We start from the raw sequence: 12,476 nt of genomic DNA, 5'->3' as shown, positions 1-12,476 counted from the left end.
AAGAGAAAATGAAATTCTTAGACGGTGTGAATGTTACGTACGTACACAAAAATGAGAAAAGCAACCTCAGTAAATTACTCAACCAGATAACAAAGTCCGAAACAAAAATCGAGTTGAAACCTGTGAACGGTAAGTACTACGGCAATTTCCGAATAGAATTTTACGCACCGATTGAATCCATCCCAACGATAAAACTCACAGGTTTTCTTACGTCAGATAACCCTATCGAATGGCTTATGGAAAAAGACGACCAATCGGCAATCGTTATCGACAAGATCTTCCACGTGGTCGATACCGAAATAATCGAAATCGACGAGTCGAAACCCGTGGTTGCCGTTATCCTTGACCAATACAAAGTCTACGCACTTGTGAACAGCGAGCTCACAAAGGATTTTACACTTAATCAACTCGTAGAAGCTGCGCTCAAAAGACTATTTGAAGTATATTTCGACGATGAGTTTAGACCTGAAGAATACGATGTGGAGGTCCATCCAGAACTGACAGACTACTTCTTGTGATTTATCGGGCAAAACTGTGAGAAAAAGCAACCAACAAGTCACAATTTAAAGTACAACATTTCTATTTACTCTGAAATAGATACAATTTGACTTTTTTTGGTTTTTGGTGTAAACTTTATCCTGGAATTTTTGTTTTTTATCCCATATATTGGAACCGGTTCAAACAATTGGACAAAATTAACAGCGAAAGAGCATCAAAGAACAAAGAACCTTTGAAAAAGGGGTGCGAAACTGTGCCGAAGGCGGTGAGGTCAAAAGCTATGAATTCTTTAAATGCGATCGATGTGAAAATTCCGAAACAGTTTGAATATCATTTGAATCATACACTTGCAGAGCGCAACGAATATTCTACAGTTCTACAAAAATTTTTTGCGCTGTCCTATTCAATCAGGGATTTGGTAGTAGAAAAGTGGCTGAATACAGAGGATATAATTTTTAAAAGAAAAGACCTGCGCATTGTGAACTACCTTTCTATGGAATTTCTTATAGGAAGGCTTCTTTACAACAACATCCTAAACTTACAAGTCGAAGACGAAGTAAAAAAGCTGCTTGAATTTCACGGTCTTTCGCTCGATGAAATAGCCCCACTCGAGGAAGATGCCGCACTAGGTAATGGCGGGCTTGGTAGACTTGCAGCATGTTTCCTTGATTCTTTAGCAACGCTGGGTTATCTCTCTTATGGTTACACAATAAGGTACCAGTATGGACTTTTTAAACAGGAGATCGAAAGCGGATACCAGAAAGAACTACCTGACGACTGGCAAAAGAACGGCTATCCATGGGAATTTCCAAAACCTGAAGAGGCCGTCAAAGTTCGGTTCTTCGGCAGAAGTGAATCGTACGTTGATGAGAACGGACATCTAAGATTCAGATGGGTAGACACGTACGATGTCTTGGCTGTTCCGTACGATATATACATAACAGGTTACAACAGCGATATCGTTTCTGTTCTCAGACTGTGGCAGCCAAAGGCAATTAATGAATTCAACTTCACGGAGTTTGAAAAAGGCAACTACGAAAAGGCGGTTCAGGAGAAAAACCTTGCTGAAACGCTATCAAAAGTACTGTATCCAAACGATGCGTTCTTCCAAGGAAGAGAACTAAGACTTAAACAAGAGTATTTCTTCGTAAGTGCCGCCCTACAAGATATTATCAGAAGGCACAAGAAAAGGTTTGGAAATGATTTGAGAAGTCTTGCGCGAGCAGAAGTTATCCAACTCAACGACACACACCCAACGCTCGCTATACCAGAGCTGATGCGTATACTCCTTGATGAAGAAGGATATGGTTGGGAAGAAGCATGGGAGATAGTCAAAAACACGATCGCCTACACAAACCATACGGTCATGCCAGAAGCACTGGAAAAATGGGAAGCTCCGTTACTTCAAAACATGTTGCCAAGGCACTATCAAATCATAGAGGAAATAAACGCGAGGTTTTTGAAAGAAGTTGCTGAAAAGTTCAATGGAGATTTGCATAAAATCATCAATATGTCGGTTTTTGAAGAAGGCCACGTAAAGAAGGTCAGAATGGCAAACCTTTGCTCAATTGCCTCGTTCTCAATTAACGGTGTTTCTGAACTGCACACCGAAATACTGAAAAAAACGGTACTGAGAGACTTTTATGAGATGTACCCAGAGAAGTTCAATAACAAAACAAATGGTGTAACGCAAAGAAGATGGCTACTCGAATGTAACCCACCTCTTGCAAAACTAATTACAGAATCGATAGGAGATAAGTGGATCGTAGACCTATACGAACTTAGAAAACTGGAAGTTTTCCTTGACGATTCCGAATTTTTGGAAAAACTCGATCAAGCAAAGATGTGGAACAAAGAAAGGCTTGCAAGGTATGTGAAAGAAAAAATCAACGTGAACTTAGACCCGGCATCCATTTTCGATATCCAAGTTAAAAGAATTCATGAATACAAAAGGCAACTTCTCAACATCTTGCACGTCATACACCTTTACAACGAAATCAAAGAAGGTAAACATCTGAAAGTCCCAAGAACGTTCATTTTCGCTGGAAAAGCGGCACCTGGGTACAAGATGGCAAAACTGATAATCAAGCTAATCAACAGTGTTGCAGACGTTGTAAACAATGATCCAGTAGTTAGCAAAGAGCTACGAGTGGTATTTATCCCAAACTACAACGTATCGGCAGCGCAAATAATAATTCCAGCTGCTAATGTGAGTGAGCAAATCTCAACAGCTGGCTTTGAGGCATCAGGAACAGGAAACATGAAATTCATGATAAACGGGGCATTAACAGTTGGAACACTCGATGGTGCAAACGTTGAAATGCTTGAAGAGGTTGGAGAAGAAAACATCTTTATATTCGGTTTGAAAGCAGAAGAGATAGAAGAAGCAAGAAAGAAAGGAATATACAACCCATTCGGGATCTACTTAGAAAACGAGAAGATACGCGAAGTACTCGATATGCTTAAAAACGGCTACTTCAACAAAGACAACCCTGAACTTTTCGTAGACATATACGAAAACCTGCTATATGGTAAATACGCGCCAATGCCAGATCAATACTTTGTTTTAGCTGATTTCGAAGCATACGAACAAACACACAAAAAAGTTGAAGAACTTTTCTTGAACAAAGTGGAATGGAACAAAAAATCACTGCTAAACATCGCAAGAAGTGGAAAGTTCTCAAGCGACAGGACGATTGAAGAATACGTTAGGGATATCTGGAAAACACAAAGAGTATAAGTTCATGAGTTATAAAAAATAAAAACGCGGGGACCGAAATCCCCGCATTTCTTATTCAGTAGATTACTTGAGCTTACTTCAGTTTCTTGTGGCAGAACCACCAGTCGTAACATTCGTATTCTTGGAGCCTTTTTGCAGCGGTCGCACAATCTGATGCTGGTGGAACGATTACTTCATCGCCAACTAATTCGTTATTTGGCCAGTTCGCTGGTATTGCAACACCGTTTGCGTCGCTAACCTGCAATCCTTTCACCATTCTGAGAATCTCATCCATGTTTCTTCCAAGTTCCTGTGGATAGTACAATACGGCTCTGAGAATTCCTTTCGGATCGATAATAAAGACCGCTCTAACTGTGTTTGTCCCCTTACCCGGATGTATCATTCCAAAGAGTTCGGAAATCTGACCTCTGTCATCAGCAATAACTGGGAATTTAATCTCGATTCCGAGCTTTTCCTTGATCCATTCGACCCACTTGATGTGTGAGAAAACCTGGTCGATGCTCAGCCCAATAAGTTCTGTGTTGAGTGCTTTGAACTCGTCGTACCTTTTCTGAAATGCAACAAATTCCGTTGTACAAACCGGCGTAAAGTCTGCTGGATGGCTGAAGAGCACAACCCATTTGCCTTCGTAGTCTTTCGGGAAGTTAATAACACCGTGCGTTGTCTTTGCCGTAAATTCAGGAACCTTATCACCTATGAGTGGTAAACCCATAACAACACCTCCTCTTTCACTTTTGCTTTTTCGCTTTTTGTTGGCCCTCTTTCAAGGGCCCTTGACCTACCTATGTTCTTATATCGATTCTTATTTTATACCTTGTCTAAATAATTTCAACGTCTTTAATGTTTCTTTTTTGTAAATACAATATTATGGCGACTGAGATTATTTTAAATTATGTCACAGATGAGATATCAAATCCAGAATAGAACGTTTGCATTCTTCGGGTAACCTGTCGTATCCCTGGCTTTCTATATCTTTCGATTTTAGGAAATCTAGCCTTTTTTCGAGCGAAATCTTAAGTAGCTCCCTGTATTCGTAATCAGAGGTTCTCACCTCAAAACCTGAAATTTCCATTATCTTTAGCCCACCAAACCATTCAACAAAATTCGCTTTTCGTTCAACAATGTGCTCGAGAATTTCCAAGGTGAGTTCCTTTGGAACCTTCTTATTTAAATAGAATCCTGTGTTGATTATGTAGCACTCCACACCTTTTTCAAACAGTGCTTTGAACTTTTGGTAGTCTTCCGAGAGCGGATAAGTTCTAAATGGGTTGGCGTATGGTTCGAAAACCAGCGCTTCAGGATCGACTCCTGGAAGTAGTTTTTCTGCGGATGTTCGTTTCGTTGCAAGCGTGGCTCCCATCGTGGAAGCAAGCACAGGGTCTTCTATTTTGACAATCGGTGGCAATACAGGGTCTTTCATTATCCAAAATATCGCATTAACAGGCTCTTGAATCTTGTCAACCCTGTTTGGTGACCAAAGTTTTGATTTTATTGCTCTTCCGTTACCATTCCTGATATCCTCCATAACGGGAACGACCCTTCCTAGTTCGTCGATTGTGGCGCCACAGTTTTGAATGGTTAGAAGGTATTTGTTATCATCACTTGTCAATGGATAGTCGGAGGTTTTATCAAAGTACGAAGGCTCAAGCGCTATGGATGAAAGGTCTTGTAGGTTTATAACCAACGCGTCATCGTGAACAATCGTGATCTTGTATTTCCCGTTGTGCTTTGCATGTGTCAGCGTGGATTTCCCTGAACCGGATAACCCGAAGAACGCGGCAACATACTTGCTGTTATCGAATTCGTACTTCTTCAAACCACCGTGGCAAGCCACGTACCCTTGTCTATTCCCAACAGACCAGCCAAGTGTGAGAGTGCCCTTTTTAAACTCCCCGAAATACCTTAAACCTAAAAGGGCAGCGCAGTTGTTGTTAGGATCAAAGAGCGCAAGTCCACCAGGAAAATCGGGATGAGACCAATCAGGATCCGCGAAGATATAAATGTCAGGTTCTTTAATCAGCTTAGACCTTTCGTACATCGCAGCGTATTCTGGTGTTAAGTCCTGGAAATTCAGCAACCAATTATAAACAGTGTTCTCGAAACCTTCCGGAATAAGTATGTGGTTTTTCACAATGAAGTCTTCGTGCAACCCCGTATAGCTAATGGCATGGTACATCTTTCTATACCTAGTTCCATAGACAGCCTCCCTAAGCACTTCTGCAAGTACATCTTCATTAACACCTGGCATACCTATAATCTTCCTTGCCCCTGCGAACCTTCCAACCGTTGCACCATCGTTGAAAAGAAGAATGCGCGTTCCTTCATCCAAATTCAACAGTTCTGGTTTGTAAACAGGCAGGTCTGTGACTATCGTTCCAGGCGATTTCATAGCCTTTTTGTAAGCTTCTCTTCTTGACGTAAGAAGCTCAACATTATTCCCATAGAAAGCTGCCTCAATCGTTGTTCTAATCTTAGAAAAATTTGACTTGTTTACCTCTGCCCACTGCCATCGTCCCTTGGTCGCCACCGAAAAACCCTCCCCTCTGAGATCTACAAAGACATGTGAATTAACTCTATTAAAAAATTTTCTAACACCGCATATAAATTTTAGTACTGTTTTGTTGAAACTATAAACATCGCATACTCGAAAATCAGCAAGATAAAACGAGCATACACACATTTAAGCCATTTAAATTAAATCGTCAAACATTTTCATCGAAAGGATGAACTTATCAGGTGTATATTTGTTCGGAAAGTTGTCAAAAAAATTAGTTAAATAGCTAAACGATTTAAAAAATTAACAGTCTAAATATATAGAAGGCAAAGACAAGGGGGTGCTGTGAGATGGTGTGTGCAGATTACTCTTATAGCATGTCTGGGTCAAGTAAAAACGATCTTGGCAATTTGAATATTAGCACTGAGGATATCTTAAAAAGTGTTGTCGAGATAGTAACCGGAATGGTCGCTCTTATTCCGGAAATCCCGGAATTGGAAGATATGAGTACAACGGAGCTATATGTTTTCTTGTTCTCCGCAGTTTCTGACAAGGTTTCAAATGGGATTTTGGCAAAACAACTGAATATTTCGAAAGCCGCGGTTAGTATAGCAACCAAATCACTTCTAAAAAAGGGACTTATTAAAACCGTTCAATCGCAAGAAGACAGAAGGCACTTTCACATTGTCCTGTCGCAAGAAGGCAAGAATGTTTACAATAAACTGCTTGAGGCTTTTGGTCGTATCTTTGAGCAGCTCTTAGTATCACTTCCTAAAGAGGAGATAATGAAACTACAGATTGGTTTTGAAACAATGGTTAGGTTTTCAAGAATGATAACCGAATTCAAAAGCAAAGCTAATAACAACGATTAAATGCATAGGAGGGATTAATTATGCTCTTAATAACAGGTGCAACAGGACACCTTGGAAATGTCTTGGTTAAGAAGTTCATAGGGAAAGGTGAAAAGGTAAGGATTCTCGTCCATCCGAGTGATAGCCTTCTTCCATTGCAGCTTGTTCCGGTTGAGGTTTTCTACTCAGACGTTCGTGCTGATTTTTCAAGTGCTCTGAATGGCATTGAAGCAATTTTCCACCTTGCTTCCGTGATATCAATAACACCCTCTAGGAAAAAAATTGTCTATTCGGTAAACGTGGAAGGCACGAGGAATGTTATTACGCTTGCAAAGAAAAAGAAAGTACCGCTGATATACATCAGCAGTGTCCACGCATTCGCAGAAGTTGAGAAAGGAAGTATGATCACTGAAGAAACACCTGTCGATGAAAATCTTGTCGTTGGGGATTACGCAAAATCAAAAGCGATTGCAACTAAAGAGGTTGAGAAGGCGTTCAGCGAAGGCCTTGATGGGTTTATTGTCTTCCCCACGGGGATATTTGGACCGTACGATTATAAGTTCTCCCACTTTTCTCGAGTTCTGATAAAGTACAAAACTGGAAAGCTGCGCTATACGATAAATGGAAAATTTGATTTCGTTGATGTTCGGGATTTGGCTGAAGCAATTGTCAAGTTGTATGAACTACTAAAGTCTTATAGCAACTGTAAAGTTTCAAAGCAACGTTTCATAGTTTCAGGAAACGATATCGATTTTGTGCAGCTGCCAAAATTGTGTGGTCTTGAGACATTTAAAGTGTTGGACGATACTTCCGGGGATATCCTCAGTACACTTTCCCTAATTGCTAATGTACTTTTCTCCATCCCAACGGAATTCGTGCCCTATGCACTCCACACGTTACGCTTGAATTACACGTTCTCAAAAGCGAAAATTTCATCCACAATTCCATATAGACTTAGAAAAGTTGAAGATTCAATACACGATTTTTTCAATTGGTTGAACGAATTGAACAATCCAAAGAATATGTGTTATAATATAGTTTGAGCTATACGGGAGGTGGATTTTTTGGCACGATTAAGGGTTTACGAACTCGCAAAACAGCTGGATATGGATACAAAAGAATTACTCCATGAATTGGAAGAGCTCGGCATTGAAGTGAAGAGCCACATGAGTTATATAGATGAAGAAACAGTGAATATCCTCCTCGAGATATACAAAGAAACACTCGACGAGGAGGAAGATGTGACGTTAACCAAATCAAAGGAACCCACGAAGGAAAAAGTAGAGGCTAAAAAGCCTCCCGTCCATATAACCGAGGAAGACTTAAAGCTTGACAAATTTGCGGAAAAGATAAAGGTTCCGCAGAATAGAATCATCCAAGACTTCTTCATGAAAGGTGAAGTCCTCAGACCCGGACAACAGATTTCCGTTTCACTTGCAAAGAAGATTGCAAAAATGTATGACGTGCGTCTCACGTTCGAAGAAGAGGAAGGTAAAGAAGAACAAGTCAAGTTAGAAAATCCTCTTGATGAGCTTAAGAGGCAATTTGAAATACTCTATCAGGATAAAGAAAAGCTCGTTCCAAGGCCACCAGTTGTCACAGTAATGGGACATGTTGACCACGGTAAGACAACGCTTTTGGATTACATAAGAAAGACAAGAGTGGCAGAGAAAGAAGAGGGTGGAATCACCCAGAGTATAGGTGCCTACCAAGTTGTCGTCAACGGAAAGAAGATCACGTTCATCGACACACCTGGGCACGAGGTCTTCACAGAAATGCGTGCAAGGGGAGCACAAGCAACGGATATCGTTGTCCTCGTAGTTGCAGCAGACGACGGTGTTATGCCACAGACGATAGAGGCCTATAACCACGCAAAGTCTGCTAATGTGCCGATAATTGTGGCCATCAACAAGATAGACAAACCAAATGCGAACATAGAACTCACAAAACAAGATTTGGTCACAAAGCTGAACCTCATCCCAGAAGAATGGGGTGGCGATACGATCGTTGTCCCCATATCTGCAAGGAATGGTACAAACGTCGATACTTTGCTTGAAATGATTCTTCTAGTTGCTGAGATGCAGGATATAAGGTGCATACCTGAATGGCCTGTGAGGGCAGTCACGATAGAGACTCGGCTCGACAAAGGCTACGGACCTGTTGCGAACGCAATAGTAAAAGATGGTGTACTCAAGGTTGGAGACTACGTCGTGGCTGGAAAAGTTTACGGAAAGGTGAAGGCACTCATAGACGACAAGGGAAAACGTATCAACAGTGCCGAACCGTCAACTCCTGTTATGATAGTTGGCTTTGAAGAGTTACCAGACCCGCACAGCATCATTTACGTTGTAGAATCAAAAGAAAAGGCCGTAGAGACCGTTGAAAAGGTCAGGGAAATTGAGGCACGAGAACTGAGAAAAAAGAGACAAATAAAGCTCGAAGAGATCCTTAAAAAGATGCAGGAAGGCGAAAAGAAAGAATTAAGGCTCATATTGAAAGCTGATACCGTAGGTTCACTCCAGGCTCTGCAGAACGCGATATCTAAGCTTAGGACAAATGAAATCGACATCGACATCGTCCACGCTGCAGTTGGTGCCATAAACACAAGCGACGTCATGCTTGCCTCGGCCTCCGAAGCTATCATACTTGGTTTTAGAGTGAAAGCTGATTCACAAGCTTCGAAGTTGGCCGAATCGGAAGGCGTTCAGATAAAGACATACACGATAATCTATAAACTTCTCGAAGACTTAAAAGCCGCACTTGAAGGTATGCTTGAGCCTGAGGAAGTTGAAGAAAAAACAGGAACTGGGGAAATCAAGAAAGTGTTCAAGATCCACAAGTACGGAAATGTAGCAGGTGTTCAAGTTTACGACGGATATGTTGAAAAAAGTGGTTTTGTGAGAATATACAGAAATGGTGCGCTTGTTTTTGAAGGAAAGATAGAAAGTTTGAAACATTACCAGCAAGATGTTAGCAAAGTCAGCGCACCGCAAGAATGCGGTATCAAATTCCAGAACTTTGACGATATAAAGGAAGGCGACGAACTGGAATTCTACATCATAAAGAAAGTCCCAAGGAAATTAACTGCGCTCGTTGAAGATTCCGAAAGTTCGACTCAAGAATAATCAAAAAATCGAACGCCACCTGTGAAAGGTGGCGTTTTAACATTTAAATTTTAAGTAAATACACACATTTTCCTCTAAGAGGTTTGCACAATTAAGTTTTAAATTTTCCGATGTCTTCTCTTACTTTAGTAAATGCTTCGCTAACGGATACAGAAGATAATTCTATCTTCTTAAATGAACTTCTAACAAAATCTACCGATTCTTCAAAGGTATGAACCAGTTTAGCGATCTCTTCTATAGAAGTTACCAATCCATTTATCGCATCAGCTATCTCTCCGACAGTCTCCCCCTGGCCGCGTCCTTCAACTGTCAAGTTGTCGAGTACGGTTGAAATTTTCTCCGCTTCTTCAATTATCAAATTATAGCTTTCTGAAGCAGAAGTAATCTTGTTTGCACTATCAGTTATTTTCTTGAGTGTTTCCGAATAATCCGAGTTTATGTTCCTTATATCCTCAAATATACTCTCAAGTATACCTTTCGCTTGCTCTACGAACACTTTACTTTGCTCTGCGAGTTTCCTTATCTCATCAGCAACTACCGCAAAGCCTCGTCCTGCTTCACCTGCCCTTGCTGCCTCTATCGCAGCATTTAGTGCAAGTAGGTTAGTCTGCTCTGCTATGCCCGTTATACCTTTCAAAACATCATCTATCTTTACATTCTTCCCAGAAATCTCACGCACCAGTTTTGAAATCTCTTCGCTCGATGCTCTTGCGCTTTCAAGAGCGGAAACACTTTCGGTCATCATTTCCTTCGATTTGACAGCATTTCTTGCCATCAATTCTAAGGATTTTGCAGCACTTTCCAAATCACCAATGAATCTATGGATGCTTTCGATCATCGAAGAAGCGGAGGCACCAATCTCTTCTGTACTGGCAGTGACATTGTTTATCGCTGCGGATATATTTTGGAAAATATTCCTGAGTTCTTCTATATTGCTTTGGAAATTTTGTGAAACGGTTTCGATCACACTTTGATTTGCTCGTATCTCCGAATCGGCCAGCTCTATGCTATTTTTTACGTCACTGATCAGTTTTACCAAACTCATTCGCAGAACTTCAAATAACTTTAGCATTTCTGAGACCTCATTTTTCCCTTTGACAGCAACTGCTTTCGTCAAATCTCCCTGGGACAATGTTTTCGATACTTCTGACACTAACTTAATTTTTCGTAGTATATAGACTATGAAGAAAACAAAGATGACCTCGAATACAGTAATTATGAGTGAGATTTTTAATGAATTAGAAATTGCGAGCTTTCTAATAAAATCGGCATCGTAATCAGCTCCAAGATAGACCGTCTTTCCTGCGAAATTGCGAAGCCTATAAAAGACACTTTTCAGATATCCCCACTGCTGGTAGTAAGCTATATTTGTAAACACATAGTCTCTTGTTCCAAAATCCTTCTCAGAAACGGCTGGTTCATCATCTTTGCTACCTATCTCTGAGAAAAATTCCGAATTCTTTGGATAGCCATCTACTAAGTACGTGATACTACCGTCTGGATTAAAGAAAAAAGTGTAAAGGTATTTCAAACCTGTTTTTACCCTAACTTTGTTTAAATAGGAGTGGATTTCTTCGTACTCAGGTATTTCATCGGACATCGTTGTAACTACACGCTCCATATCAGACGGTCTTATACCAACGCTAACTGCTCGCAGAGTTGTAATCCCGTCTTCACCAAGTTGTTTTTCTACAAGATGATATGAGACGTAATAGCTGAGCAAGAAACCTAAAAATGAAATAAAAAAGCCAGAATTATCTGGCTTTTTTCAAGTGTCAAAATCATTCTTTGTGAAAATACTATCTCAGATAAACGATAAACTCCGTTCCTATCATGCGCTGAGACTTAACTTCTATTCTGTAATCGGCAATGTTCGCAAGATGTTTCACTACAGCAAGCCCAAGGCCAGAGCCCGAAGCCATTTTGACAGCTGTAGACGTGCGGTAAAATCTATTGAAAATTTTCGGAATATCCTCATCGGGGATACCGACACCGAAATCACGCACTGAAATGTAATCTTGCGTAATCTTCACAATAACTCTTGAGTTTTCGAATGAGTATTTAACGGCATTTGAAATAAGATTTCTCAGTATGGTTCTAATTATGAACTCATCAGCTACGATATTATCAATACTAATTTGCTTTTCTATAGTGATTGACTTTTTTTGCGCAAGTTCGATGATATCATCGAGAACGCTATCAAGCAATCTTTTCACATTAATAAAAACTGGTTTGGGCGTGTACAAACCCAACTGCGCCATGGTTATATACTCAATCTGCTCTACGATTCTTCTGAGTCTGAGTGCCTGCTTTTCCACGGTAAGCAGTTTTCTTAGATTTTCTTCATCGTCCTCGTCTTCTATCATCTCAGATATAGTGCTGAGCAGCACACTAAGTGGATTTTTCAGCTCGTGCGCAACGAGAACTGACATGTTATCTTTTGCTTCTTGAAGAATTCTTTCCTGAGTTATATCTCGAAGGATTATAGCAGAAAGCTGCTTAACGTAAGTGATGTGGAAATGAATCCATCCACCCTTTTTCCCTGAAAACACCTTATCCTCAAATTCCAAGTTGCCTTGCAAACTATCGGAATGAATACTATCAACAAGCAAAGTTCCTTTTTCTAAAATGAGAAGTTCGAACAGATCAGAACCTTCACACTCTCCAAAGAACTCTTTTGCCTTTTTGTTTGCGTACGCGATTTTCGAACCATCTAAGAAAAGAAGCGCTTCTTGTACGTGATCCAAAAGCTTCAACGTAGTTTCACA

General features: G+C 40.5%; 9 protein-coding genes. 5 read left to right on the top strand and 4 right to left on the bottom strand.

Features of this window, described 5'->3' with window-relative positions:
* Positions 1–8 precede the first annotated feature (8 nt).
* Positions 9–518, top strand: coding sequence for a hypothetical protein (locus CBS1_RS06455; protein WP_033192298.1), 510 nt, complete (start codon positions 9–11; stop codon positions 516–518).
* 233 nt (positions 519–751) lie between these two features.
* Positions 752–3,238: a glycogen/starch/alpha-glucan phosphorylase gene (locus tag CBS1_RS06450; protein ID WP_241685492.1), complete on the top strand. Its 2,487-nt coding sequence runs from the start codon at positions 752–754 to the stop codon at positions 3,236–3,238.
* Positions 3,239–3,311: 73 nt separating this feature from the next.
* Here CBS1_RS06450 and CBS1_RS06445 read toward each other — a convergent pair whose 3' ends face one another.
* Together CBS1_RS06445 and CBS1_RS06440 are read right to left on the bottom strand one after the other, a co-directional pair.
* Positions 3,312–3,950: a peroxiredoxin gene (locus CBS1_RS06445; RefSeq protein WP_033192297.1), complete on the bottom strand. Its 639-nt coding sequence runs from the start codon at positions 3,948–3,950 to the stop codon at positions 3,312–3,314.
* 183 nt (positions 3,951–4,133) lie between these two features.
* Positions 4,134–5,765, bottom strand: a complete 1,632-nt coding sequence (locus CBS1_RS06440) for a phosphoenolpyruvate carboxykinase (ATP) (RefSeq protein ID WP_033192296.1) — start codon at positions 5,763–5,765, stop codon at positions 4,134–4,136.
* 317 nt (positions 5,766–6,082) lie between these two features.
* On the opposite strand from CBS1_RS06440, the gene CBS1_RS06435 reads away from it, so the two are divergent.
* Genes CBS1_RS06435 through infB form a run of 3 tightly spaced genes read left to right on the top strand, consistent with a single transcriptional unit; the run spans position 6,083 to position 9,708 of the window.
* Positions 6,083–6,604 carry a MarR family transcriptional regulator gene (locus tag CBS1_RS06435; RefSeq protein ID WP_052107238.1) on the top strand — a complete coding sequence of 174 codons (522 nt, stop codon included), beginning with the start codon at positions 6,083–6,085 and terminating at the stop codon, positions 6,602–6,604.
* Positions 6,605–6,624: 20 nt separating this feature from the next.
* Complete coding sequence (locus CBS1_RS06430; protein ID WP_090221768.1) at positions 6,625–7,626, top strand: NAD-dependent epimerase/dehydratase family protein; 1,002 nt, start codon at positions 6,625–6,627, stop codon at positions 7,624–7,626.
* A 21-nt stretch (positions 7,627–7,647) separates the two neighbouring features.
* Entirely contained in the window at positions 7,648–9,708 is a 2,061-nt protein-coding gene (infB, locus tag CBS1_RS06425; RefSeq protein WP_090221766.1) for a translation initiation factor IF-2, read from the top strand.
* Positions 9,709–9,799: 91 nt separating this feature from the next.
* On the opposite strand, the gene CBS1_RS06420 is transcribed toward infB, so the two are convergent.
* Positions 9,800–11,431, bottom strand: coding sequence for a methyl-accepting chemotaxis protein (locus tag CBS1_RS06420; RefSeq protein ID WP_062946243.1), 1,632 nt, complete (start codon positions 11,429–11,431; stop codon positions 9,800–9,802).
* A 76-nt stretch (positions 11,432–11,507) separates the two neighbouring features.
* Positions 11,508–12,464: a sensor histidine kinase gene (locus tag CBS1_RS06415; protein ID WP_241685491.1), complete on the bottom strand. Its 957-nt coding sequence runs from the start codon at positions 12,462–12,464 to the stop codon at positions 11,508–11,510.
* Between the last annotated feature and the right edge of the window lie 12 nt (positions 12,465–12,476).

Origin of the sequence: Fervidobacterium changbaicum, assembly GCF_004117075.1 — a bacterium.
Classification (GTDB): domain Bacteria; phylum Thermotogota; class Thermotogae; order Thermotogales; family Fervidobacteriaceae; genus Fervidobacterium; species Fervidobacterium islandicum.
The sequence above is the reverse complement of the archived record's forward strand: the minus strand, read 5'-3'. Positions and strand labels throughout refer to the sequence as shown.

Coding starts and splice junctions, on each gene's coding strand:
- CBS1_RS06455 (WP_033192298.1), top strand. CDS start 9: ATGAAATTCTTAGACGGTGTGAATGTTACGTACGTACACAAAAATGAG.
- CBS1_RS06430 (WP_090221768.1), top strand. CDS start 6,625: ATGCTCTTAATAACAGGTGCAACAGGACACCTTGGAAATGTCTTGGTT.
- CBS1_RS06445 (WP_033192297.1), bottom strand. CDS start 3,950: ATGGGTTTACCACTCATAGGTGATAAGGTTCCTGAATTTACGGCAAAG.
- CBS1_RS06435 (WP_052107238.1), top strand. CDS start 6,083: ATGGTGTGTGCAGATTACTCTTATAGCATGTCTGGGTCAAGTAAAAAC.